This window comes from Amycolatopsis sp. NPDC049688 (assembly GCF_040674975.1).
GTDB lineage: Bacteria > Actinomycetota > Actinomycetes > Mycobacteriales > Pseudonocardiaceae > Amycolatopsis.
This window is the reverse complement of sequence record NZ_JBFANY010000009.1, coordinates 188,674-213,337: the sequence shown is the minus strand read 5'-3', so window position 1 is coordinate 213,337 and position 24,664 is coordinate 188,674. Positions and strand designations below refer to the sequence as shown.

Here is a 24,664-nt window from a genome sequence, read left to right as displayed (position 1 = left end):
TTCCGCCATGAGTGCACCGAAGGTCGTGATCATCGGCGCCGGCATCGTCGGCGCGAACCTCGCCGACGAGCTGACCGCCCGCGGCTGGACCGACGTCACCGTGCTCGACCGGGGCCCGCTGCCGCGCACCGGCGGGTCCACCTCGCACGCGCCCGGCCTGGTCTTCCAGACCAACCCCGCCAAGGCGATGACGGACTTCGCGAAGTACACCGTTGCGAAGCTGAAGGAGCTGGGCTGTTTCCTCCAGGTCGGCGGCATGGAGGTGGCGACCACCCCGGCCCGCTGGGAGGACCTCAAGCGCAAGCAGGGCTGGGCGACGTCGTGGGGCGTCGAAGGACAGCTCATCGACGCCGCCGAATGCGTCCGGCGCTGGCCGCTGCTGGACGGTTCCCGGATCTTCGGCGCGCTGCACGTGCCGACCGACGGGCTCGCGCGGGCCGCCAAGGCGGTCGAGGTGCTCGCCGCGCGGGCCGGCGAACGCGGCGCGAAGTTCATCGGGTCCACGCGCGTGACCGACGTCCGGCAAGACGGCGGCCGCGTCACCGGTGTCCGGACGGACCAGGGCGACTTCCCGGCCGACGTCGTCGTGTCGTGCGCCGGGTTCTGGGGCCGCGAGATCGGCGCGATGGCGGGCATGGACGTCCCGCTGCTGCCGCTGGCGCACCAGTACGTGAAGACCGGGCAGGTCGCGGAACTCGCCGGGCGCAACACCGAGGAGACCGAGGCGAGCCTGCCGATCCTGCGGCACCAGGACCAGGACCTGTACTTCCGCGAGCACGTCGACCGGATCGGCATCGGTTCCTACGCCCACCGGCCGATGCCGGTCGACGAGTCCACTTTGGATCCGACGGTGACCGAGACGGCCATGCCGTCCATGCTGCCCTTCACCGAGGACGACTTCGCGCCGTCGTGGGAGGAGAGCAAGCTGCTGCTGCCCGCGCTGGGCGGGACCAAGGTCGAAGAGGGCTTCAACGGCATCTTCTCCTTCACCCCGGACGGCCAGTCGCTGGTCGGCGAGTCGGCCGACGTCCGCGGGTTCTGGCTGGCCGAGGCGATCTGGGTGACGCACTCCGCGGGCATCGCGAAGGCCGTCGCCCAGCTGCTGGTCGACGGCCATTCCGAAGTGGACACCCACGACATCGACGTCCACCGCTTCGAGGAGGTCCAGCTCGCACCCTCGTATGTGAGCGAGACCGCGCAGCAGAACTTCGTCGAGGTCTACGACATCCTGCACCCGTTGCAGCCCAAGCTTTCCCCGCGGGATCTGCGGGTGACGCCGTTCCACGCGCGGCAGCGGGAGCTGGGCGCGGTGTTCCTGGAGGCGGGCGGCTGGGAGCGGCCGCACTGGTTCGAAGCCAACGCGCCGCTGCTGAAGCAGCTGCCGCACGAAGCTCTGCCGCCCGCGCGGGATTCGTGGTCGGCGCAGTTCCACTCGCCGATCGCCGCGGCCGAGGCGTGGCACACGCGCAACGGCGTCGCGCTGTACGACATGACACCGCTCAAGCGCGTCGAGATCAGCGGGCCCGGCTCGCTGGAGCTGCTGCAGTCGCTGACCACCAACCAGCTGGACAAGTCGGTGGGTTCGGTGACGTACACCTTGATGCTCGACGTCGCGGGCGGGGTGCGGAGTGACGTCACGGTGGCCCGGCTGGAGCAGGAGGTGTTCCAGGTCGGCATCAACGGGAACATCGACGTCGACCACTTCGTCAAGCACGCGCCGGCCGGGGTGCGGGTCCGGGACATCACCGGCGGGACGTGCTGCATCGGCGTCTGGGGACCGCTCGCGCGGGACCTCGTGCAGCCGTTGTCGCAGGAGGACTTTTCGCACACCGGGCTGAAGTACTTCCGCGCGCGGAAGGCGCGGATCGCCGGCGTGCCGGTGGTCGCGATGCGACTGTCCTATGTGGGCGAACTCGGCTGGGAGATCTACACGAGCGCGGACAACGGCCTGCGGCTGTGGGACGCGCTGTGGGCGGCCGGGCAGCCCCTGGGCGTCATCGCGGCCGGGCGGGCGGCGTTCAACAGCCTGCGGCTGGAGAAGGGCTACCGGCTGTGGGGCACCGACATGACCACCGAACACGACCCGTACGAGGCCGGGCTCGCGTTCGCGGTGCGTCCCGCGAAGGGCGACTTCCTGGGGCGGGCCGCCATCGACGGCCGGAGCGAGGAAACGGCGTCACGGCGGTTGCGGTGCTTGACGATCGACGACGGCCGCACGGTCGTGCTGGGCAAGGAACCGGTGTTCGTCGACGGCGTGCCTTCGGGGTACGTCACGAGTGCCGCGTACGGGTACACCGTCGGGCGGCCGATCGCCTACGCGTGGCTCCCGGCGTCGGCGGGCATCGGCAGCAGCGTGGAGATCGAGTACTTCGGCCGCCGGGTCGCGGCCACGGTGGCCGCCGAGCCACTGGTCGACCCCGGCATGGCACGGATCCGGCGGTGACCGCCGAGTACGGGCGCACGTAACGCCGGTCACGTCGGGTCACGCTTCGCTCTCGACCGGGTAATCCACAGCAAGTCCACGGAAGCGCACCAGGAAATTCTCAGGATCGGGGCGTTTCCTGGAGGGGCCGGAGGCTTGTCGAGAGCTGGAGCTGTGCATGAGCGAGTACGACCGAGGACCGCAAGGCGGCGGCGAGTACCCGTACGGCTACGGCCAGGGCGGGTACTCGCCGGACTACTACGGGCAGAACGGGTATCCGCAGGACAACCAGGGCTACGCCCGGCAGGACCCCTACGGCCAGTACCCGCCGCCCCGTGACCAGTGGGGCCGCCCGTACCCGGCGTACACGCAACCCACGTACGCCTACCCGCCGCCCGCCTACCAGCCCCCGCCGCGCCGGCGGCACCCGCTGCGCGCGCTGACCGTCGCGGTCGTCGCGATCGCGCTCGCGGTGGTGGCCGGGCTCGGGATCGGCCACCTGATTTCGGGGGCGACCGCGCCCACCGCGGGCGGCAACCAGAACTTCGGCTTCTCCGGACAGCCCAGCGAAGCCAGGACGGTGCTCGACGTCGACGCCGTGTCGGCGAAGGTCAACCCGGCCATCGTGAACATCAACACCGAACTGGGCCTGCAGGGCGCGGCCGCGGCCGGCACCGGCATCGTGCTCACCCCCGACGGCGAGGTGCTCACCAACAACCACGTCGTCGCCGGCGCGACCAGCATCAAGGTCACCAGCATCGGCACCGGCGACACCTACCAGGCGGACGTGCTCGGCTACGACCGCACGGAGGACGTCGCCGTCATCCAGCTGCGGGGCGCGTCCGGGCTGCCCACCGCGACCATCGGCGACTCGTCGAAGGTCGCGGTCGGCGACCAGATCCTCGGCCTCGGCAACGCCGGCGGCCGCGGCGGCGACCCGGTGCCCGCGCCGGGCACGGTGACGGCGCTGGACCAGTCGATCACCGCCTCGGACGAGTCCAGCGGCTCGTCCGAGCAGCTCACCGGGCTGATCCAGGTCCGGGCGAACATCGAGTCGGGCGACTCCGGCGGCCCGCTGGTCAACGCGGACGCCCAGGTCATCGGCGTCGACACGGCGGCGTCGACCGGCTACCAGCTGAACGGCCGCCGCAGCGGCGGCGCCGGGCAGGGCTTCGCCATCCCGATCAACCAGGCCGTCGACATCGCGCACAAGATCGTCGCGGGTTCGGCATCCGACAAGATCCACATCGGCAAGACGGCGTTCATCGGCGTCTCGGTGTCGGACGGCCAGGGCGGCGCGAAGGTCCGCGAGGTGGTCTCGCGCGGGCCGGCCCAGAAGGCGGGCCTCGCGGCGGGTGACGTCATCACGGCGATCGACGGCCGGCCGACCGGCTCCGCGACGGCGTTGACGAACGTGATGGACACCCACCACCCGGGCGACCAGCTGACGCTGACCGTGACCAGCGCGGCCGGGGGACAGCGGCAGATCCCGGTGAAGGCGATCGAAGGCCCGGTCGGCTAGCGCAGGGTTTCCTGCAGTACCTCGCGGTGCGTCTGCTTCGCCGCGAGGTACTTCTCCCGGCCGGCGTCGGTGATCGTGACGAAGATGCCGCGCCGGTCCATCTCGCACAACGCGCGCTCGACCAGGCCCTCCTTCTCGAGGCGGGCGACCAGCCGGGAGGTGGCGCTCTGGCTGAGGTGGATCGCGCCGGTGAGGTCGGCCGAGCGGCACTTGAAGTCGCAGGTCGCGAGGCGTTCGAGGGCCTCGAACTCGTTGGCGCCGATGCCGTGGCGCTCCTGCAGGCGGCACTCCAGGGTGCTGAACACGGCCGAGTAGCGGGCCAGCAGGTCGTGCCACTCCTGGACCAGTTCCTTCTCGGCGACGTCGCTCACGGCGACCAACTTAGCATGCGCAGACATCAGATGCAAACACATTAAATGCTTGGACATTAGATGCGCGTGCATGTAATGTCGCCGCCATGAGCTCTTCCGTGTCCTTGTCCACCACTTCAACGCGGTGGGACGCACGTCTCTGGGGTGTCCTGCTCACCGTCTCGATCGTCATCGGCCTCGACGCGCTCGACGTGTCGATGGTCGGGGTCGCGCTCCCGGCCATCCAGGCCGACCTCGGCCTGTCCACCAACGCGCTGCAATGGGTCGTCAGCGGCTACGTGCTCGGTTACGGCGGGCTGCTGCTGCTCGGCGGCCGCACCGCCGACCTGCTCGGCCGCCGCCGCGTGTTCCTCGTCGCCGTCGCGGTGTTCGCGCTGGCCTCGCTGCTCGGCGGTCTCGTCGACGACGGCGCGCTGCTCATCGCGAGCCGGTTCGTCAAGGGCCTGGCCGCCGCGTTCACGGCGCCGGCCGCGCTGTCCATCATCACCACGACGTTCCAGGAGGGCCCGGCCCGCAACAAGGCGATCAGCATCTTCGCGGTGTTCGGCGCCAGCGGCTACTCCGCCGGTCTCGTGTTCTCCGGCCTGCTGACCGAGGTCGGCTGGCGCTGGACGTTCCTGCTCCCCGCCCCGATCGCGTTGGTCGCACTGGTGGCGGCGTGGAAGCTGATCCCGTCCTACCGCGCCGAGCAGGGCGGCGGCTACGACTTCCCGGGCGCCATCACCGGCGCCGCCGGTTCGCTGCTGCTGGTGTTCGGCGTGGTGGAGGCGCCGGAGGTCGGCTGGGCGGCCCCGCGCACGCTGATCACGTTCGCCGTCGCGCTGGCGCTGCTGGTGACGTTCGTGGTCATCGAGAAGCGCAGCCGGCACCCGCTCCTGCGCCTGGGCATCCTCCGCTCGGGCCCGCTGGCCCGCGCCAACCTCGGCGGCGCGCTGTTCTTCGGCGCGTACATCGGCTTCCAGTTCGTGGTGATGCTGTACCTGCAGCGGGTGCTGGGCTGGTCGGCCCTGCAGACGGCGCTGGGCTTCCTGCCGGCGGCGCTGATCGTGGCGTTCGGGTCCCCGCGCATCGAGCCGCTGATCGACCGGCTGGGCACGCCCCGCACGATCTTCGCCGGCGTGGTGGCGCACGTCATCGGCTACGCGCTGTTCCTGCGCATCGACGAGCACTCGGGCTACGCGGGAAGCGTGCTGCCGAGCATGATCCTGCTGGGGATCGGCTTCACGCTGGCCTTCTCGTCCCTCAACATCCAGGCGACGGCGGGCATCGCGGATGACGAGCAGGGCCTGGCGGGCGGCCTGCTGAACACGTCCCTGCAGGTGGGCGGCGCGATCGGCCTGGCGGTGGTGACGGCGGTCCTGACCGCCAACGGCGGCCGCGAGGCGTCCCCGGCCGCGCTGCTGACCGGCTTGACGCCGGCGCTGAGCGTGGTCACCGGCATCGCGGTGCTGGGCCTGCTGATCGCGATCAGCGGCCTGGTGGCCCGGAAGCGGCCGGCCGAAGTGCCGGTCGTCGAAGGGGACCTGCTGGCGCTCGCGGACTGAACCGCGGAAGGACCACCATCGCCGGGGGATGGTGGTCCTTCCGCGTCACCGGGCCACGCGCTCGTCCGTGCCCGGCACCTTCGCGCCTGCGATCGCGATGCGGTTCCACGTGTTGATGGTGAGGATCAGGGCGAGCAGCTGGGCCAGTTCCTCCTCGCCGAACTGGCCGGCGGCCCGGGCGTAGACGTCGTCGGGGACGCCGCCGTGGATCAGCGTGACGGCCTCGGTCAGGGCGAGCGCGGCCTGCTCCTTTTCGCTGAAGAAACTCCGGGCCTCGTGCCAGACGGCGACCATGTGCAGCCGCTCCTCGCTCTCCCCGGCCTTGCGGGCGTCCGAGGTGTGCATGTGCAGGCAGTAGGCGCAGCGGTTGAGCTGCGACGCGCGGATCTGGACCAGCTCGACCAGCGCGGGGTCGAGCCCGGCACGGGCGGCGGCGTCGAAGCCGATCAGGGCCTTGAAGGCCTTCGGGGCGGTCTTGGCGAAGTTCACTCGGTTCGTCATGAGCAGAAATCTATGCCCCGGTTGACCCGCGTGTAGGGTGCATTTCCGTGGCAAAATCCTGGGTCAATTCGGGGGAGCGGCTGGGCGCCGACCTGCACCTGGAGCTGCCGGACACCGGCGGCAGGCGGGCCGCGCTGATCACCGCGCTGCGGGACGCCGTCCGCGCCGGACGGCTCGCGCCGGGCACGCGGCTGCCGCCCTACCGGTCGCTCGCCGCGGACCTCGGGCTGGCGCGCAACACCGTCGCCGACGCCTACGCCGAGCTGGTCGCCGAGGGGTGGCTCACCGCCGTCCAGGGGTCCGGCACCCGGGTCGCCGAGCGCGCCGAACCCCTCAAGCCCCTCCGGACGCCGAAGCCGGCCCCGGGAACGCCGGAACCGCGGCACAACCTGCGGCAGGGGCAGCCGGACGCGACGTCGTTCCCGCGCACCGAATGGCTCGCCGCCGCGCGCCGCGCGCTGAACGTGGCCCCGCACGACGCCTTCGGCCCCGGCGATCCGCGCGGGCGCCCCGAGCTGCGGGAGGCGCTCGCCCAGTACCTCGCGCGCGCCCGGGGCGTGCGGACGTCACCGGAGCGGATCGTCGTGTGCTCGGGGTTCGCGCACGCCCTGCGGCTGCTGTTCCCGGCCGTGCTGCCGGGGCCGGTCGCCGTCGAGTCCTACGGCCTCCCGTTCCACCGCTTGATCTTCGCCAAGGCCGGTGTGGACACGATTCCCCTGCCCCTGGACGAACACGGCGCCCTCGTCGGCGACCTGGGCGTGCCGACGGTGCTGCTGACCCCGGCACACCAGTTCCCGACCGGCGGCCCGCTGCACCACGACCGCCGCACGGCGGTGCTCGGCCACGTCCGCGCGAGCGGCGGCCTGCTGCTCGAAGACGACTACGACGGCGAATTCCGCTACGACCGCAAGCCGGTCGGCGCGGTCCAGGGCCTCGACCCCGACCACGTCGTCTACCTCGGGTCGGTCAGCAAGAGCCTCTCCCCGGCACTGCGGCTCGGCTGGCTGGTGCTGCCCGGGCACCTCGTCGACGCGGTGCTGGCGGCCAAGGGCGAGCGCGAAGCGTGGGCGGGCGTGCCCGACCAGCTCACGCTCGCGGAGTTCCTCGCCTCCGGCGCCTACGACCGGCACGTCCGCCGGATGCGCCAGCGTTACCGCCGCCGGCGCGACCAGTTCGTGACGGCGCTCGCCGAACAGGCTCCGCACGTGACGCCCACCGGCATCGCCGCCGGCCTGCACGCCGTCCTCCGCCTCCCGCCGGGCACGGAACAGGCCGTGCTGAAAGCGGCGGCGTGGCAGGGCATCGCCCTGGACGGCTTGGCGGCCTTCCGGCACCCGGGCAGTACGATGTCCACAATGGACGGACTGGTCGTCGGCTACGCGGCCCCGCCCGAGCACGCCTACCCGGCGGCGCTCGACGCGCTGTGCCGGGCGTTGCCGCCCGCGTGAGGACTCAGCCGACGATGTCGACTTCGAACGGATCGGACGCGCTGTAGTTGATGTCGGCCCAGACCGCGCCCGGCAGGTCGTAGCGGCGGTGCGAGGTGAGCCGGGCGTTGTACCCGCTCGTCTGGGCCGGGTTGTGGCCGACGCCCTGGTGGTCGTTGCCCCAGGCGTAGATGTTGCCCACCCACATCGGCTTCGAGAAGCCGTCGCCGCCCAGGCGCGGCCGGATGACGACCGCCGCGCCGGGGCTGCCGGACAGGAACACGCGCACCGTGTTCTCTTCGTTGTTCGGCGGGGTGACGGTGATGCGTTCCATGATCTCCACTCCAGTCGAGGCCGGTGCGGCTCCGTCCACCCCCGGCCAGTAGTCGGCGACGGACGAGACGTCGTAGCCGGGGGCGACGTTTCCCAGGTACTGCTTGGCGATCGCGCCGGCCGGGATGGCGGGATCGCCGTTGTAGTGGGCGATCCAGTAGTGCGGTTCGGCGACCCCGGCGTTCGAAAACGCGTTCCGCACCGACGGCCAGGTCGAGAGGCTGCAGTAGATCGTCGGGTCCGCGCCCGCCGCGCGGCGCATCCGGACCCAGCCCGGCGCCTCGCCCGGGTCGGCGTCGCCGGGCTCGACGTCGAGGACGTGCCCGTCGTTCGTCGCGGCCTTCTTGACGATGGTGACCTTGACCGCGTTCGGGAAGCGGGCCCAGTCCGCGGCCGACCAGGGCGCCAGCTTGATCCGGTCGATGTAGCCCGCGACCATCCGGGCGTCGCCCGGGATGTTCGCGGCGGTGACCGCGTCGTACATCGTGCGCACGGTGGCGTCTCCGTTCGGTGCCGTATCGCCGTTTCGGGGACGGCGAAATCCTCCCGTGATTTCGCCATCGTGCTGATACCCACGTGGGACGGCGGTCAAGCGGGAAACGTTACGCGATTCCCGCGTATCACCAAAATGGCGGCACGACGCAATTCCTTCACCGCCGGTTCACGAGCCGTTGGTGACGTTCTGCTTCCGGTACTGGCTTCGCGCTCACCCGGCTGGCAAGCTGCCAGCACCTCACGAGGAGAAGGGACGTGCATGGCGGCACACCCGGCGCGGGCGCGGCGGATCGACGCGCGGGTCGTCGTCCTGAGTGCACTGCTGGTGGCCGCCCTGCTCGCCTGGGCCGGCTTCGCCTACCTGAAGGACCGGCTGGCCGGCGGCGGCTGCGACACGACGACGCCGGTGCGCGTCACGGCCGCACCGGACATCGCGCCGGTGCTGACCGCGCTCGCCCGGACCGTCCCGGAGGGAGACTGCTACGCCGTCGAGGTCACCGCGAGCCCGTCGACGGCCACCGCGACCGCGCTGGAAGCCAACGGCGCCACCGGCCCGGACGTGTGGGTGCCGGAGTCGAGCAGCTGGCTGCTGCAGGCCCGCGACGGCGGCGCGTGGAACCTGCCCGAGTCCGGCCAGCCGGTGGCGAGCTCGCCGGTGGTGCTGGCGCTGACCGACGACGTCGCCCGGCAGGCCGGCTGGCCGGCGAAGTCACCGTCCTGGTCGGACGTCCTCTCCGGCAGCCCGGTCGGGCTGCCCGACCCGGGCCGGGACCCGGCCGCGATCGCCGCGCTGATCGGCCTGCAGCAGCTGACCAAGGACGCGCCCGACCCGGCCGCGGCGTTCACCGAGGAGATCCGCCGGCTGTCGGCGGTGAAGGAGCCGTTCACCGCGTGGCCGGCGTCGGAGCAGTCCGTGCTGGCCAAGAAGCTCGTCGCCGCCTACCCCGCGGTCGGCGTGCCGAGCTTCGACTACCCGTACGTCGTGCTGCCGCGGGCGTCGGAGGCGTCGCGGTCGGCGGCCGAGCGGTTCCTGCGGCTGCTGCTCGACCAGACCTCCACCAAGGCGTTCGCCGACGGCGGGTTCCGCACGCCGTCCGGACAGCTGCTCGGCGACCGGCCCCGCGACACCCGCACGAACGCCGCGCCGCGCCCGGCCGGCCCGCCCGCGCCCGAAGCGATGTACGGCGTGCTGCAGGCGTGGGCCGGGGCGAACCTCAGCGCCCGCGTCCAGGTGCTGCTCGACGTGTCCGGCTCGATGGCCGCCACCGTGCCCGGCACCGGCCGCAGCCGGATGGCGCTGACCCTGGAAGCCGCGACGCAGGGGCTGGGGCTGTTCAAGCCGACCACCGAGATCGGCCTCTGGCTGTTCTCGACCAAGCTGGACGGCGACAAGGACTACAAGGAACTGCTGCCGATGCGGTCGATCGCCCAGCAGCTCGCCGCGGGCGGGGTGGCGACGCTGCAGGCGGTCAAGCCCAAGCCCGGCGGCGCGACCGGGCTGTACGACTCGATCCTCGCCGCCTACCAGAACGCCCGGCAGAGCTGGCAGCTCGGCCGGATCAACGTCGTCGTCGTGCTCACCGACGGCCGCAACGAGGACGGCGACTCGATCGGGCTGCCCGGCCTGCTTTCCGAGCTGGGCCGGCTGCAGGACCCGCGCAAACCGCTGCCGGTGATCGGGATCGGCATCGGCCCGGACATCGATTCGAGCGAGCTGAAGCAGATCTCGGCGGCGACCGGCGGCGAGTCCTTCACCACGCCCGATCCGCGCAAGATCTCCGATGTCTTCTACCAGGCACTGAGCAAGCTCATGTGCCAGCCGCCCGCCTGCAAGAAGTGAGGAACGCCCGTGTTGGTGGAGATCGAGAAGCCGTCGCCACGGGCGATCCGAAGACCGGTCACGCTGGTCCTCGCCGCGTTCGTCGCCGGCGTGGTGCCCTTCGCGCTGTACACGTGGGCGGCCCTGCACGGGAGCCTCGCCCAGGACGACTTCGTCGTCACGCACCAGGCGGCCGCGGCCGGCCCGTTCGACCCCGGGTACCTGTTCCAGGACTACCACGGGCACCTGCAGCCCGGCGGGTTCTTCCTGGCCGCCGTGCTGACGTGGTGGGCGCCGCTGAACTTCGGTGTCCTGATGCTGCCGCTGCTGCTCATGCGGGCGGCCGCCACGGTGCTGTTCTGGTGCCTGCTGGTGCGGTGCTTCGGCCGCCGCTGGGCGATCCTGGTGCCGTTCACCGTCTTCACCGCGTCGACGTTGCTGCTGGTCCCGGCGTTGTGGTGGTCCTACGGGGTGCAGATCCTGCCGGTGGTGCTGGCCGCGGCCGGCGCGCTGCACGCGCACGTCCGGTACCTCGACGGCGGCGGCCGCTGGTGGCTGGGCGCCTTCGCCTGGACGCTCTTCGGCCTGGCGTTCTACGAGAAGGCCGCGGTGATCCCGGTGCTGCTGGCCGGGGTGACGGTCCTGCTCGGACGGTCGTTCCGCGGGCACGTCCGGTACTGGGCGGGGCACGCCGTGCTGCTGGCCGCGTTCGTGACCGTCTTCTTCGTGGTGACGTCGAGCCAGGTGGGGCGGGGCGAGCAGCCGATGTCGGCGGGCACGGTCGCCGACCTGACCGGCCGGATGCTCGGCGACACGCTGCTGCCGGGCCTGGCCGGGGGACCGTGGTCGGGCCCCGGCGCGGGCGCGACCTGGGCGCCGTCGCCGTTCGTGGTCGTCGCCGTGCTGCTCGTGACCGCGCTGGCCGTGGTGCTCGCCGGAGCGCGGGCCGGCGGGCGCCGTGCCTGGGCGGCCTGGGCGCTGCTCGGGGCGGTGTTCGCCGTGGACGTCGCCCTGCTCGCGCTGACCCGGCTGCGCGAGGTGGGCCCGCCGGCGGGCGACGACCCGCGGTACGTCGCCGATCTCGCGCTGGTGGCCGCCCTTTGTGGAGCGTTCGCCTTTCTTTCGCCGGGTACGCCGTCCGGCGGAAAGCGTGAACGGCCGATCGCGCTAATCCTCTGTGTCCTGTTGGTCGCCAGTTCCGCGGTGGGATTCTCCCGGCTTTCCCCGGCTCTGCGGTTCGAGCATTCCGGGCAGTACGTCGCCAATGTGCGCACGGCCGTCGCGGAAGATCCGGATCTGGTCTTCTACGACACGTTCGTGCCTTCCGATGTGGTGCACGAGTGGTTCGGCGCGGACTCGCGGGCGTCCCGGGTGGTCGGCCTGCTGCCCGGCACCCACTTCGACCAGCCGACCAGCCGGATGCACCTGCTCGACGCGACCGGCACCCCGCGCCGGATCACCGGCGTGGACCCGGTGTCCCGCGGCCGGCCCGGCCCGGTCCCGAACTGCGGCAACTCGATCGGCGAAACGCTGGTCCGCATCCCGCTCGACACCCCGGTGCTCGGCCGGCACCTGCTCAAGCTCGACTACTACACATCGGACGGTGGCGAAGGGCTGGTCGAGCGGACACCGGTGTGGTTCCAGGCCGGCCTGCACACGGTGTACCTGCCGGTGGACGGCCTGTTCGACCACATCGGCGTGCAGCTGTCCAACCCGGGCGCGCCGGTGTGCGTGGCGAAGATCGAAATCGGGAAGCCGGTGACTCAGTAGGGGTCGTACGGGCTGTCGTGGCCGAGCAGCCGGGCCACCGGCCGCAACCGCAGGCGCAGCAGCACCTTGATCACCACGTTGCGCAGGAACCAGGGCAGCTGCGCCAGCACGCGCAGCCGGTCGCGCGCCGACGGCGGGGCCAGCCGGAAGCGCGCCAGCGACGTCGCCCGGTCCACATAGGTGTACCGGTGTCCGAAGAGGACCTTTGCGATCGTGCCGAGGGTGACGCCGATCGAGGAAAAGCAGTCGTGGACCAGGATTTCCGCGCCCGGCGGCAGGTGCGCCGACCAGCGCAGGTCGTCGGTGTAGGTCCAGTAGTCGTGCTTGCCGTCGATGTAAAGCAGCTGTATGGGCCGGTTCCAGTCAGGGCGCAGTTCCGTGCTGTAACCGGCGACCAGCTCGACGATGTCGTCCAGCCCGGCCCGCCGGATGTTCCGCTCGAACAGCTGCCGGGTCGGCGATCCGCCGAACAACCGGCCGTCGACGAAGGGGTCCACGGCGATCACCGTGGCGCCGGCCGTGCGGGCGGCCGAGCCGAGGACGATCGTGGATCGGCCCTGGTGGCTGCCGATTTCCAGGACGACGTCGCCCTTCTCCAAGCGGCACGCGGCGTTCCACAGCGCTTCGCCCTGCGCGCGCGTCATCCAGCCCTTGACCGGTTCGGCCAAGGCCCAGGCATCTTCGAAGGAGATGGCGCACCTGCCTGAAGTCCGGGAAATCGTTGGCACATGGTAGCCAGGTTTCGGCCTAGTATCTACCGGATGGTAACCGCCACCCGCGAACGGACCCGGGACGACGCCCCGCCGTCGGACGGCGCCCGGAAGTTCTCGGTGGGCGCGTTCTTCCACCGGCCGAGCACCTGGATCGTGCTGGCCTTGACCACGTTGTCGTTCCTGCAGATGCCGGGGAAGACGACGTTCGACACGAAACTCGACCTCGCCGTCGACCCGCTGGCCTTCCTCGGCCGCGCGCTGCACCTGTGGAACCCGCAAGCGACCGCGGGGGAGCTGCAGAACCAGGCGTACGGCTACCTGTTCCCGATGGGCCCGTTCTTCGCGCTGTGCCAGGCCGCCGGCGTGCCCGCGTGGATCGCGCAGCGGCTGTGGGGCGCGATCCTGCTGTCGGCCGCGTTCGGCGGTGCGCTGCTGCTCGCGCGGGCGATGAAGATCGGCACCGAGCGCACCCGGCTGATCGGCGCCCTCGGGTACGCGCTCGCGCCGCGCATGCTGACCGAAATCGGCGGTCTGTCCGCGGAAATGCTGCCCGCCGTGCTGCTGCCGTGGGTGCTGGTGCCGCTGGTGCGGGCCGGGACGACCGGCTCACCGCGGCGGGCCGCCGGGCTGTCCGCGCTCGCCGTGCTGTGCATGGGCGGCGTCAACGGCGCGATGGTCGTGATGGCGCTCGTCCTGCCGGGACTGTGGCTGCTGACCCGCCGCTGGACACGGGCGCACGTCGAACTCGTCCTGTGGTGGTTCGTCTTCGTCATCGGCGCGACGCTGTGGTGGATCCTGCCGCTGCTGCTGCTCGGCGAGTACAGCCTGCCGTTCCTGGACTACATCGAGTCCGCGACGAACACGACCGCGCCGATGTCGCTGTTCGAGGTGCTGCGGGGGACGAACCAGTGGGTCGCCTACGTCGTGCAGGGGACGCCGTGGTGGCCCGGCGGCTGGTCCCTGATCGACAACCCGGTGCTGATGCTGGCGACCGGGCTCGTCGCCGGTGTCGGCCTCCTCGGGCTCACCCGGCGCGGCCTGCCGGAACGCCGGTTCCTCGTGCTGGGCGTGCTCACCGGGCTGACCCTGCTGACCATCGGGTACGTCGGCACGCTCGACAGCCCGCTGGCCGAGCAGGTCCGGCACCTGCTCGACGGGCCGCTCGCGCCGCTGCGCAACGTGCACAAGTTCGAGCCGGTGCTGCGGTTGCCGCTGATGCTGGCGTTCGTGCACGGCATCGCGAGCCCGGCCGGGGTGAAGTCCGCGCGCCGGTTCCTGCGGCCCGCGCTGGGCCTGCTGCTGGTGCTGGTGATGGCCGCGCCGGCGTGGCTGCTGAACCTGCGGTCCGGCCCGGGCTGGGACGCGGTGCCCGGCTACTGGTACGACGCGATGGGCTACGTCGCCAAGGCCGACCCGAACGCGCGGACGCTGCTGCTGCCCGCCACCGGGTTCGGCGAGTACGACTGGGGCCGCACGGTCGACGAGCCCGCGCAGGCCATCGCGCGGAGCCCGTGGGCGGTCCGCAACCAGGTGCCGCTGGGGTCGGAGGGAAACACGCGGCTGATGGACTCGGTGGACGCCGCACTCGCCGACGGGCGCGGCGATCCCGGGCTCGCCGCCCTGCTCGCGCGTTCCGGCTACCGGTTCCTGTTGCTGCGCAACGACATCGACCGTGAGCGGACCGCGGCCCCGCCGATCGCGACCCTGCGGGCCGGGCTGGCCGGCTCGCCGGGGATCGCCAAGGCAGCGCAGTTCGGGCCGCTCGAAGTGTACGAAGTGGACAAGCCGGTGCCGCTCGCCACGGCGACGTCCACCACGGACGTCCCGACGGTCAGCGGCGGGCCGGAGAACCTGCTGCCGCTGATCGACTCCGGCCAGCTCGATCCCTCGACACCGGCCGTGCTCACCGGCGACGGCGGTTCGCCCAGCGGGCCGCGCCTGGTGACCGACGGCCTGCGCCGCGCCGAGCGGAACGTCGGCGGCGTGCGCGACAACCTCAGCCAGACGCTGACCGCCGGCGAGGCCTACCGCCAGCAGCGCGCCGCGGGTGACCTGCTGCCGTTCCCGGGGCAGGAGCACCAGACCGTGGCCGCCTACCGGGGCATCCGCTCGGTGACGGCGTCGACGGCGGCGTCGTTCGCCGACGCCTTCGGCGGATCCGACCCTTCCCACCAGCCGTTCGCCGCGATCGACGGCGACCCGCGCACGGCGTGGCAGTCCTCGACGTTCACCGGGCCGATCGGCCAGTGGCTCGAGGTGGAACTGGACACCCCGCGGCTGGTGAACGCGGTGAACCTGCAGCTGGTGGACGACATCCGGGTCGGCTGGCCGGCCACCCGGATCCGGATCACCACCGACAACGGCTCGGTCGACCAGCCGGTCATCCGCGGCGCCGGGCCGCACGAGTACTCCGTGGTCTCCGGGGTCACCCGCAAGGTGCGGATCACCCTGCTGTCGCAGGTGGTGGGCCGGCAGGACGGGAACTTCGGCATCGCGGAGCTGAACATCCCGGGCACCGAGCCGCAGCGGGCCCTGGAGGTGCCGGCCGACCTGCCCGCGGGCCCGGCGCCCGGGTTCGCGTTCACGCGCGGCGCGCAGCCGCGGTACGCGTGCCTGCCGGTGGGCGGCGCCGTGCGGTGTGACGCCGCGGCCGCCCGCGACGGCGAGGAGCCCGACGGCGTCCGGCGCCTGTTCAGCACCCCGGCCGAGGAGACCTACGTGGTCGGCGGCTCGGTGCTGCCGGCGGGCGGCGGCAAGAACCCGGTGGCGCTGCCGGGTGTCACGGTGTCCTCGACGTCCCAGCTCGGCGGCGACCCGGCGGCCGGCGGTCTCGCGGCGGTGGACGGCGACGCGGGCACGGCGTGGCGCCCCGACGTCACGGACCTGCGGCCGGCGCTGACCCTCGGGTGGTCGTCGCCGAAGGAGATTTCCGGGCTGCGCCTCGGGGTTTCGGCGGCCGGCGGGGCGCGGGCGCCGCGGCAGGTGCAGCTGGTGGGCCGGTCGGGGACGCGGACGGTGCAGCTCGATGCGGGCGGGTCGGCGTCGTTCGAGCCCCTGGAAACCGACCAGCTGCAGATCGTCCTGCCGGGCGACGACGACGATCCGACGGCCCGGGCGGTGGTCGGCATCGGCAGCCTGTCCCTGACCGGCAGCCCCGACCTGCTGCCGGCGCCGGACCCGGCGTTCACGGTGCCGTGCGGGTCGGGCCCGAACGTCCACCTCGACGGGCTCGACTACCGCACGTCGGTGCAGGGGACCCTGGCCGACATCACCGCGCACCGGCCGCTGGAGCTGCGGATGTGCCGCGATTCCGAGGGCGGCATCGCGCTGCCGGCGGGCGGGCACGAGCTGCGGACGGACCGGTCGGAGTCGTTCGTGGTCCAGGACCTGTGGCTGCGCCCGGTGCACGCCGCGGCGACCCCACCGGCGCACCGCGCGGTGCAGGTGGGCGACTGGGACGCGACCTCGCGGTCGGTGACAGTGGCGCCGGGCGCGGAAGCGGTGCTGGCGGTCCCGGAGAACGCGAACGCGGGCTGGGTGGCCACCTTGGACGGCGAGCAGCTGACCCGCACCCGCGTGGACGGCTGGCAGCAGGCGTGGGTCGTCCCCGCGGGCCGGGGTGGGGTGGTGTCACTGACGTTCACCCCGGACGCGCACTACCGCCTGAGCCTCCTGATCGGCGCGGCGGCGGTGCTGGCGCTGCTGGTGGGCGTCTTCTGGCCGGTCCGCCGCCGTCGGCGGTTCACGGTCTCGCCGGGCGGGTCCTGGACCCCGGTGGTGCTGATCGGGCTGCTGGTGGCGCTGGGCGGGATGCTGCCGGTGGTGCTGCTGATCGCGTGCCTGCTGGCCCGCCAGTTCTCGGAACGCGCACCGCGGTACGCGGCGTTCGGCGGCATGGCCGTGGCGGCGGCGGTCTCGGTGGCGGGCCGGGTACTGGGCCACGGCCAGGACTGGGCGTACGGCCCGGTGACCCAGGCAGCATTGCTCCTGGCCGCGGCGGCCATGGCGGCCACCTGCGTGGACTGGTTCACCCGCAGGCAAAACCCCACCGAACCCACCGCCTGACCCCCGTACCCAGAGGGTCGGCCCGCGTACCCAGCCGGTCGGCCGGCGTACCCGGAGGGTCGGCTGACGACCCGACCCTTCAGGTACGCGATCCGACCCTCCGGGCACGCGAACCGACCCTCCAGGTACGCGAACCGACTCTCCGGGTACGCGAACCGACCGGCTGGGTACGCGTGGCCCGCACGCGGGAACCCGGAACTCGCGCGACTGAGGCCGGAAAGCGGCGGTGAGCTGCGGCTCGCGGAACTGTCGGTGCCTGCCGGTAGCGTGGAAAACGGGGGCTGCTCAGGCCGGTTTGCGAGGCCGGAGCTCCAAAACCGCGCCCGCCGCGGCCAGCGCGCCGGCGGTGCACGCCGCCGCGGTGACCACCTGCGCGGGCGAACCGTGCAGCCACGTCGTGATCAGCGCCGCCTCCACCGCCACCGCCGACCACATCAGCGCCGTCACGCGGCGGTCGCCGTCCGCCAAGCGGGCGTACAGCAGGATCTGCACCAGCGCCAGCATCGAGCCCGCCAGCGCGAACGGCCACACCGGCATCGTGCTCCCCGCGTACCTCACCCCGCCGATCAACGTCAGCAGCGAAGGGCCGAGCACCAGCGAAACCAGCAGCACCACCGCGTCCAGGCCGGCACACACGGCCAGCGCCACCGGCAGCACCCGGCGACGACGGGACGACACCGCGAACCGCGGCAGGACCAGCACCCCCACCGCCTGCGGCAGCCAGTACGCGATCTTCGTGACGATCGCCCCGAGCGCGTACTCCCCGGCCGCGGCCGGCGGCAGCGTGTGGCGGGCCAGCACCAGGTCCAGGTTGACCAGCAGCACCAGCGCCAGCATCGCCTGGGCCGTGTGCAGGACCTCGCCGCCGTGGCGGTCGGCCCAGCGGGGACGCGGGCGGCCGCAGACCTGCCAGCCCGCCACGACCACCGCCAGCGACCCGATCGCCGCCCCCGCCAGCGCTCCGGTGGGCGATCCGGAAACGACCAGCCCCGCCAGCGACCCGCCGACCTTGCCCACACCCTCCAGGGTGATCAGGCCGGCCAGCACCGCGAACCGGTGGCTGCCCTGCAGCAGCCCGTGAAACACCCCCAGCAGCGTCAACGGCCCGAGCGCCGCCGTCACCAGCAGCGCCGGGGTCAGCGACCCCAGGTGCAGCAGCAGCACCAGCAACGGACTCAGCGTCAACGCCGCCGTCGCGACGATCGCGCTCGTCACCAGGCCGAGCGCGAACAGCGACCCCGCGGCCGGCGACGGCGAGCGCGCCACCCGCAGCGCCACTACCGTCTGCAGGCCCATCGCCGGCACGACGCCGACCACCAGCACCGCCAGCAGCGAGCTCAGCTCGCCGAACGCGCCCGGCGCCAGGAGCCGCGCCGCCGTCAGGCTCAGCACGTAGCTGGCCGCGTTGTTGCCCGCCAGCGCGAGCGAGACGAGGATCGCCGCGACCCGGTTGCCGGTCCGGGCCGGGACTTCGGTGTCTACGCTCAACGGCGGGCTCCCATTACCGGCGGGTAATGACCTGGGGACCCTAACCGCGCGGGCAACGGAAAGGAAGGGCCGTGGACGCACCGGGCCGGAGGTTCGCGCTCCCCGTGCTGTCCGCCGCGCTGGCCTTGGCCGTCTGCGCGCCGCTGCTCGGCCGCGGGTTCGTCCTGAGCTACGACATGGTGTTCGCGCCACGGCAGTACTTCGTGCCGGACGCCTTCGGGGCCGGCAGCACGCTGCCGCGGTCCGTGCCGGCCGACGCCGCCGTCGCGCTCGCCACCACCGTCGTGCCCGGGGACATCGTCCAGAAAGCCGTCCTGCTCCTGGCGATCTTCGGTGCCGCGCTGGGGGCCGGGCGGCTCGTGCCCACCGAGCGCACCGGAACCCGGCTCGTCGCCGCGACCGCCTACGCCTGGACGCCGTACGTGGCCGAACGGCTGTTCATCGGCCACTGGCCGCTGCTGCTGACCTACGCGTGCCTGCCCTGGATCGCCGCCGCCGGGCTCGCCGCGCGCCGGCACGAACCGGATTCCTTGCTCAGGCTGGTCATCACGAGCGCTCCGGCGGTGCTGACGCCGCCGGGCGGGGTGCTCGCCGCCGCCGTCATGGTGGTGACCGCCGGATCCCGCCGCCTGTGGCAGACCGTCCCCATCGCCGTCGTGCTCAACCTGCCGTGGCTGGTGCCGACGTTCCTCAACACCGGCGGCACGTTCTCCGACCCCGCCGGCGTCACGGCGTTCAGCGCCCGCACCGAAAGCTGGGGCCCCGCGCTGTTCAGCGTGCTCGGCCTCGGCGGCATCTGGAACGCCGAAACCGTGCCCGGCAGCCGGGCGATGCCGCTGGTCCCGGTGCTGACGCTCGTCGTCGCCGCCGTCGCGGTCGCCGGGCTGTGGCCCCTCGCGAAGCGGTGGGGCCGGGCCCCGGCCCGTTCCCTGTTCCTCCTCGGCCTCCTGGGTGTCCTGCTGGCTTCCCTGGCGACGTTGCCGGGCGGCGACGCGCTGCTCACCGCCGCGACGCGGCACCTGCCCGGCGCCGGATTGCTGCGGGACGCCCAGAAATGGGTGGCGTGGTGGGCCCTGCCGCTCGCGCTGGGCCTCGCACTGGCCGTCGAAACCGCCGCGGAGCACCTGAAAACCGCGCGGGGACGCGCCGCCCTGCTGGCGGCGGTGGCCGTCTTCCCGCTCGTCACCATGCCGGACCTGGCCTGGGGCGGCTGGGGACGGCTCGGCACCGCGCAGTACCCCGCCGACTGGCAGGCAGTGTCCGAAAAGCTCGGTGACCGGCCCGGCGACGTGCTGGCGTTGCCGCTGTCGGCGTTCCGCGGGTTCGCCTGGAACGACGACCGCACCCAGCTCGACCCGGCGCCGCGGGTGCTGCCGAAACCGGTGCTCCTGGACGACACCCTGCAGGTCGGCGCCGAACGCATTGCCGGCGAGGACCCGCGGATCGGCGACGTCCGCGCCGCGACGTCCGCGCGGGAGCTCACCGCCGCCGGCATCGGCTGGATCCTCGTCGAACACGGCACACCCGGCGACGCCGACCCGCGGTTGCTCGCCGGCGCGACCCCGGTGTGGTCGGGTGAATGGCTGACGCTGTACCGCACGCCGGGTGTGCCGGCGGTGAAAGCCGTGTCGTGGACGCCGGTTCTGCTGGCGAACGGAGTAGCGCTCACGTTGCTGTGCGTCGCACTGTTGTGCCGCATGTTACCGATGCGTACATTGGGCCGCGGCAGGAGTTTCCCGCCGCGGAAGGAGTGACACGTGGGCACGCTCATCGGCGCGGTCGTCGCCGTCATCATCGGCGGCGGGGTGGCGACCGGGGCGGGGTTCGCCCTGATCAAGGGCGCGGACCCGGACACGGCCGCCCCGGTGCAGGAAAAGCTCAACGCGCAGGTGAAGTACAACCCGGCCGACCACCCGCTCAAGATCTACGGCGACCGCTGAGGCGCGTGACCCGGCTCGCCTCCGACCACGCCCACCGCGTCGTCGGGCTCTACGGCGACCCCACCGTTTCCTGGAGCATCCTCCTCGAAGCGGAACTCGGCATGGCCGCACCGGAACCGGAGAAGCTGCGGGCCCGGCTGGCCGCCGCTGTCCAGCAGTACCCGCACCTCGGTGCCCTGCCGGAGATCGAGCGGCTCACCGACCTGGCGGGCGTCCGGGACCGGTTCGCGTCCGCGCCCTACGAACGCGCCGCGCCGCTCGTGCGCGTCGCCGCCGGCGCGGAGACGCTCCTGATCGCCGCGCACCACGGCGCCCTCGACGGCCTCGGCCTGCTCGCTCTGCTCGGCATCCTCCTCGACGTCCCGGTTTCCTCGGCGGCGACGGGGATCGGCGACCGCACGGGCGGCACACCCTTTGCCCTGTCGGCCCTCCAGCGGCTCGCCGAGGCGCTTTTCGCGCCACCGGGCCGGATCACCCCCGACCGCGAGCGCGAAGCCGCGGGAGACGTCTTCGTGGCCGCGCACGAACCCGGGCTGCGGCTGGGGGCCGCGGGGTTCGTCACGGCCGCGGCGCACGCCACCGAACGCTGGAACCGCGCGCACGGCGCCCGCACCGCCCGCGTCGTGGCCGCACTGGGCGCGTCACGGCGGTCCGGCGCGGCGCCGGAACCGGTGCACGACAGCGCGTTCTTCCGGCTGCGGCTGAGCCCGGCGGCCGACGTCGCCGCGGTGCTCGGCGCGCAACCGCCGGAGCCGGACTTCCCGGCCCGCAGCAGCCGGCTGGCCCGCCTGGGGACGCGGCTGCTGGCGAGCCGGCTGGGGTCGACGTTCCTGGTCTCGAACCTCGGCCTGGTGTCCACAGGGGACACCGTGCGGTCGCTGGCGTTCTACCCGGCGGCGAGCGGCCGGTCGGGCGTGGCGTTCGGCGCGGCGACCACCGGCGGCACCACGACGGTCACCGTGCGCGCCCGCCGCAAGGACTTCGACGCGGCCGCGGCCGCCGGGTTGCTGGGCGAGTTCCGGGACGCGGTACGGGACCAGGCCGCGCGACGCTGACCGCGCGGTGGGTCACCCGGCCAGCGCGGAGCGCACGGGCGACGCGCTGGGATCCGCCGGCCGCCGGATTCCCGGTGTCAGCACGCGCGGCCTCGGCGCGGGCCGCCCGGAGACGTCCCGCACCAGTGCCTCGAACTGCCCCACGCTCGCGTCCCAGCTGAACCGGCCGGCCCGCTCGGCGCCCGCCAGGCCCATCTCCGCGCGCCGCAGGCCGTCGGCCAGCAAGCCGTCGACCCGGTCGGTGAAGTCGTCGAAGTCGTCCGCCAGCAGGCCGGTCCGCCCCTCCACAATGGACTCCGTCACGCCGCCGGCCGCGCGGTAGGCGATCGAGGGCACGCCGTGCGCGGCGGCCTCCATGATGACGATGCCCCAGCCCTCCTTGACCGACGGGCACAGGTGCAGCCACGACCGCGCCAGGATCTCGTGCTTGGCCTGCTCGTCCACCCAGCCGTGCAGGACGACCCGGTCGGCGACCCCGCGCGCAGCCGCGTGGCCGCGCAGCACCTCCTCCCACGGCCCCTGGCCGACGACCTCCAGCCGCAGGGCCGGCCAGCGGCGCGCCAGCCGCGCCACGACGTCGATGGCGTGCTCGATCCGCTTGTGCGGCACCAGCCTGCTCACCGCGACCAGCGTGGGCGTCACGTCCCGTCCGGACACGCACGCCGGCGGGGCGTCCAGCCCGTTCGGGACCACGGTCACCCGCGAGCGCCCGATGCCCAGCTCCGCCAGTTCCGCCTTGGTGACCTCGGAAACCGTGACGTACCGGCACTTGCGGAACAGCCACGGCGCCAGCCGCGACTCGATCCACCAGCCGACCCGGCCCAGCGTCTCGCCGAGCGCGCTGATCCACTGTTCCTTGTGGACGTGGTGCACGAGCACCAGCACCGGGCAGCCGGCGACCAGCCGGGCGAAGAACGGCATCCCGTTCTGCACGTCCACCACCAGGTCGGCGCGGGCCCGGCGGATCGCGCGCAGCGCGTGCGCGTAGACGCCGAACTTGTTGCCCCGCCGCCGGTAGCGGACGCCGTCACGCCACTCGCCCGGCGTCGCGCCCGGGTACGCGGCGCACTGGATTTCGACCCGGTACCCCGCTCTGGCGAGCCCTTCGGCCATCCGCTCGACGTACCGCTCCGAGCCGCCGCCCTCGGGGTGGCCGGTGTCGCGCCAGTTGACGAGGAGCACTCGAGGTCGTTCCATCGGGTTATCCAAACTGTAGCGACGGTGCTAGGTTACTGGTGCGTACACCCTAGATGAACGTATTCGGGAAAGCGACGGTTCAATGGTAGGTAATCCGGTTGCCGAGCGGCCGCATCGAGCGACGCTCGGCCGTTCCGTGACGCTGTTCCGGACATTCCTCACCGAGCAGACGGACCCGGACGGGTTCTATTCCGCGCTGGCCGCCGACTCCGTCCGGCAACTGGCGGCGCACACCCCGCTGTCCGGGCGCACGGTGCTCGACGTCGGCGGTGGCCCCGGCTACTTCTCCGACGCCTTCCGCGCGGCCGGCGCGGTCTACCTCGGCCTCGACCCGGACGTCGGCGAGCTGTCCGCGCGCGGCGAGCCGGGGGAGAACATGATCCGCGCCAGCGGCACGGAACTGCCGGTGCGCAGCGGATCCGTCGACGTCTGCTACTCGTCGAACGTGCTGGAGCACGTGTCCGAGCCGTGGGTGATGCTCGCCGAGATGTGCCGGGTGACCAGGCCGGGCGGCACGGTCTTCGCGTCGTTCACGCCGTGGTATTCGCCGTGGGGTGGTCACGAGACCGCGCCGTGGCATTTCCTCGGCGGGTACTACGCCCGGCAGCGTTATGCGCGGAAACTCGGGAAGCAGCCGAAGAACAAATTCGGGGAAAGCCTGTTCCCGGTTTCCGTCGGCGCCGCGCTCCGCTGGGCGAAAACGACGCCGCTGGCCGAGCTGGTGGCCGGGTATCCGCGTTACCACCCGAGCTGGGCGATGTGGATCGTGCGCATTCCCGGCCTCCGCGAAATCGCCTCCTGGAACCTGGTGCTGGTGCTGCGGCGGCGCTGATCCTCAGCGGTCGGCGCCGACCGGTACCCGGTGCCGTCGCTGCGGCGGGGCCGGCGGCTCGGCCGGGCGCCGGCGGATCAGCAGGAAGACCGCCACGACGACCAGCACGCCGCCGCCGATGCCGAGCCAGAGCGGGCCGGTGCTGGAGAGGAACTGCAGCCGGCCGCGGTTCGCGTCGATCTGGTCGACCATCCGCGCGACGGTGTTGCTGTTGTAGGCCAGCGTCCCGTCGAACACGACGACCGGGGCGGTGGCGCCGGACCGCAGCTCCTGGTGCTGCTGTTGCTGCTGCTTCACCTCGATCCCGGTGACCGGCTCGACCCAGATCGTGGTGACCCCGCGGAAGTACAGGTCGGCGTCGACCGTCGGCTGGGTGGAACCGACGAGCGAGCCGGGCACCGCCTTCGTCTCCAGCCGCGTGTCCGGGATGTCCTGGACGAACTTGTAGGTCTCGATCCCGTTCACCGTCTCGGTCCCGGTGTACCGGGCGGTGACGGCCTTCTCGGTGTTGTCGTCGTAGACCGGGTAGTCCTTCTGCTCGGTGCCGAAGGGGAACTTGAAGTTCAGGCCGGGCTGGGCCTTGTACACGTTGTCCTCGGCCGGCTTCTGGCCGTCCTTGTCGGCCTTGTCCTTGAGCCTGGTGACGTAGCTGCTTTCCCGGGTGCACTTCGGGTCGGTGGCGCCCTGGGGGTCGTACCCCTCCGAGGTGCGCCGGTCGAAGCAGACCTGCCGCTTGCTCGCGTTGACCACGGTGTCGTCGGCGTCGTCCTTGACCTGCACCGCGAGCAGCCAGACCGCGTAGTCGGTGTCCTGGTGCATCTCCGGCCGGGAGAAGTTCGCCTGCACGCGGGCGACCGCGGTGAGCCGCCGGTTTTCGCGGATCTCGGTGACCGGGCCGGCGCCCTTGTCGGTCACGGCGAGGACCTTGCTCACGGTGCCTTCGAGCACCGACGTCGAATCCTGGTCGAGCGGCACCTTGGCGAGCTTCGGGTACACGTACGTGGGCAGCAGCACCGCCCCGGCGGCCGCGAAGACGCCCAAAGCCAGCAAGATCAGGCCGAAAGCACGTCGCAACGGTCCTCCTGGGTCGTGTTCGCCGCCACGCAAATTACCCGGCGGTAATCAGGTGCACGGATAGTGGCCCGCGCCACGCCGCGCGTCAAAGTGTGA

General features: G+C 72.6%; 18 protein-coding genes. 11 read left to right on the top strand and 7 right to left on the bottom strand.

Annotated features, from left to right (window positions below; translation table 11 throughout):
• Positions 1-7 precede the first annotated feature (7 nt).
• Positions 8-2,443, top strand: a complete 2,436-nt coding sequence (locus tag AB0J55_RS27590; protein WP_364254362.1) for an FAD-dependent oxidoreductase — start codon at positions 8-10, stop codon at positions 2,441-2,443.
• Between the two features lie 157 nt (positions 2,444-2,600).
• Positions 2,601-3,944: a trypsin-like peptidase domain-containing protein gene (locus AB0J55_RS27585; RefSeq protein WP_364254360.1), complete on the top strand. Its 1,344-nt coding sequence runs from the start codon at positions 2,601-2,603 to the stop codon at positions 3,942-3,944.
• Here the strand turns inward: AB0J55_RS27585 and AB0J55_RS27580 are convergent.
• Positions 3,941-4,315 carry a MarR family transcriptional regulator gene (locus AB0J55_RS27580; protein WP_364254357.1) on the bottom strand — a complete coding sequence of 125 codons (375 nt, stop codon included), beginning with the start codon at positions 4,313-4,315 and terminating at the stop codon, positions 3,941-3,943. The two genes, AB0J55_RS27585 and AB0J55_RS27580, sit on opposite strands and share 4 nt — an antisense overlap.
• Before the next feature lie 86 nt (positions 4,316-4,401).
• Here AB0J55_RS27580 and AB0J55_RS27575 point away from each other — a divergent pair, with 86 nt between their 5' ends.
• Complete coding sequence (locus AB0J55_RS27575) at positions 4,402-5,859, top strand: MFS transporter (RefSeq protein ID WP_364254354.1); 1,458 nt, start codon at positions 4,402-4,404, stop codon at positions 5,857-5,859.
• Between the two features lie 45 nt (positions 5,860-5,904).
• Here the strand turns inward: AB0J55_RS27575 and AB0J55_RS27570 are convergent, their stop codons facing one another.
• Positions 5,905-6,360 (bottom strand): carboxymuconolactone decarboxylase family protein, encoded by a 456-nt coding sequence (locus AB0J55_RS27570; RefSeq protein ID WP_364254351.1) that lies wholly within the window; start codon positions 6,358-6,360, stop codon positions 5,905-5,907.
• A 47-nt stretch (positions 6,361-6,407) separates the two neighbouring features.
• Here AB0J55_RS27570 and AB0J55_RS27565 point away from each other — a divergent pair, with 47 nt between their 5' ends.
• The gene (locus AB0J55_RS27565) at positions 6,408-7,808 is read left to right on the top strand and encodes a PLP-dependent aminotransferase family protein (protein WP_364254348.1); all 1,401 of its coding nucleotides are present in this window, start codon (positions 6,408-6,410) and stop codon (positions 7,806-7,808) included.
• A 4-nt stretch (positions 7,809-7,812) separates the two neighbouring features.
• On the opposite strand, the gene AB0J55_RS27560 is transcribed toward AB0J55_RS27565, so the two are convergent.
• Positions 7,813-8,613, bottom strand: a complete 801-nt coding sequence (locus AB0J55_RS27560; RefSeq protein WP_364254345.1) for a hypothetical protein — start codon at positions 8,611-8,613, stop codon at positions 7,813-7,815.
• Between the two features lie 261 nt (positions 8,614-8,874).
• On the opposite strand from AB0J55_RS27560, the gene AB0J55_RS27555 reads away from it, so the two are divergent.
• Entirely contained in the window at positions 8,875-10,455 is a 1,581-nt protein-coding gene (locus tag AB0J55_RS27555) for a substrate-binding and VWA domain-containing protein (RefSeq protein WP_364254342.1), read from the top strand.
• Between the two features lie 12 nt (positions 10,456-10,467).
• Positions 10,468-12,204: a hypothetical protein gene (locus tag AB0J55_RS27550; protein ID WP_364254791.1), complete on the top strand. Its 1,737-nt coding sequence runs from the start codon at positions 10,468-10,470 to the stop codon at positions 12,202-12,204.
• On the opposite strand, the gene AB0J55_RS27545 is transcribed toward AB0J55_RS27550, so the two are convergent.
• The gene (locus AB0J55_RS27545; RefSeq protein WP_364254338.1) at positions 12,198-12,872 is read right to left on the bottom strand and encodes a class I SAM-dependent methyltransferase; all 675 of its coding nucleotides are present in this window, start codon (positions 12,870-12,872) and stop codon (positions 12,198-12,200) included. The genes AB0J55_RS27550 and AB0J55_RS27545 overlap by 7 nt on opposite strands.
• Positions 12,873-12,965: 93 nt before the next feature.
• On the opposite strand from AB0J55_RS27545, the gene AB0J55_RS27540 reads away from it, so the two are divergent.
• Complete coding sequence (locus AB0J55_RS27540) at positions 12,966-16,982, top strand: alpha-(1->3)-arabinofuranosyltransferase (RefSeq protein WP_364254335.1); 4,017 nt, start codon at positions 12,966-12,968, stop codon at positions 16,980-16,982.
• Between the two features lie 285 nt (positions 16,983-17,267).
• On the opposite strand, the gene AB0J55_RS27535 is transcribed toward AB0J55_RS27540, so the two are convergent.
• Positions 17,268-18,470, bottom strand: a complete 1,203-nt coding sequence (locus AB0J55_RS27535) for a polysaccharide biosynthesis protein (protein ID WP_364254332.1) — start codon at positions 18,468-18,470, stop codon at positions 17,268-17,270.
• Positions 18,471-18,541: 71 nt separating this feature from the next.
• On the opposite strand from AB0J55_RS27535, the gene AB0J55_RS27530 reads away from it, so the two are divergent.
• Genes AB0J55_RS27530 through AB0J55_RS27520 form a run of 3 tightly spaced genes read left to right on the top strand, consistent with a single transcriptional unit; the run spans position 18,542 to position 21,465 of the window.
• Positions 18,542-20,224: a hypothetical protein gene (locus tag AB0J55_RS27530; protein ID WP_364254329.1), complete on the top strand. Its 1,683-nt coding sequence runs from the start codon at positions 18,542-18,544 to the stop codon at positions 20,222-20,224.
• 3 nt (positions 20,225-20,227) lie between these two features.
• The gene (locus AB0J55_RS27525; RefSeq protein ID WP_364254326.1) at positions 20,228-20,410 is read left to right on the top strand and encodes a hypothetical protein; all 183 of its coding nucleotides are present in this window, start codon (positions 20,228-20,230) and stop codon (positions 20,408-20,410) included.
• 5 nt (positions 20,411-20,415) lie between these two features.
• Positions 20,416-21,465 (top strand): hypothetical protein, encoded by a 1,050-nt coding sequence (locus tag AB0J55_RS27520; protein WP_364254324.1) that lies wholly within the window; start codon positions 20,416-20,418, stop codon positions 21,463-21,465.
• A gap of 12 nt (positions 21,466-21,477) precedes the next feature.
• Here the strand turns inward: AB0J55_RS27520 and AB0J55_RS27515 are convergent, their stop codons facing one another.
• Complete coding sequence (locus AB0J55_RS27515; RefSeq protein ID WP_364254789.1) at positions 21,478-22,647, bottom strand: glycosyltransferase family 4 protein; 1,170 nt, start codon at positions 22,645-22,647, stop codon at positions 21,478-21,480.
• 151 nt (positions 22,648-22,798) lie between these two features.
• Between AB0J55_RS27515 and AB0J55_RS27510 the strand changes: the two genes are divergently transcribed.
• Positions 22,799-23,494, top strand: a complete 696-nt coding sequence (locus AB0J55_RS27510) for a class I SAM-dependent methyltransferase (RefSeq protein WP_364254321.1) — start codon at positions 22,799-22,801, stop codon at positions 23,492-23,494.
• Between the two features lie 3 nt (positions 23,495-23,497).
• On the opposite strand, the gene AB0J55_RS27505 is transcribed toward AB0J55_RS27510, so the two are convergent.
• Positions 23,498-24,568 (bottom strand): DUF3068 domain-containing protein, encoded by a 1,071-nt coding sequence (locus tag AB0J55_RS27505; protein ID WP_364254318.1) that lies wholly within the window; start codon positions 24,566-24,568, stop codon positions 23,498-23,500.
• Positions 24,569-24,664 lie beyond the last annotated feature (96 nt).

Excerpts from the sequence above, each read along its gene's own strand:
- AB0J55_RS27590 (WP_364254362.1), top strand. The coding sequence starts at position 8 with ATGAGTGCACCGAAGGTCGTGATCATCGGCGCCGGCATCGTCGGCGCG.
- AB0J55_RS27585 (WP_364254360.1), top strand. The coding sequence starts at position 2,601 with ATGAGCGAGTACGACCGAGGACCGCAAGGCGGCGGCGAGTACCCGTAC.
- AB0J55_RS27575 (WP_364254354.1), top strand. The coding sequence starts at position 4,402 with ATGAGCTCTTCCGTGTCCTTGTCCACCACTTCAACGCGGTGGGACGCA.
- AB0J55_RS27570 (WP_364254351.1), bottom strand. The coding sequence starts at position 6,360 with ATGACGAACCGAGTGAACTTCGCCAAGACCGCCCCGAAGGCCTTCAAG.
- AB0J55_RS27555 (WP_364254342.1), top strand. The coding sequence starts at position 8,875 with ATGGCGGCACACCCGGCGCGGGCGCGGCGGATCGACGCGCGGGTCGTC.
- AB0J55_RS27540 (WP_364254335.1), top strand. The coding sequence starts at position 12,966 with ATGGTAACCGCCACCCGCGAACGGACCCGGGACGACGCCCCGCCGTCG.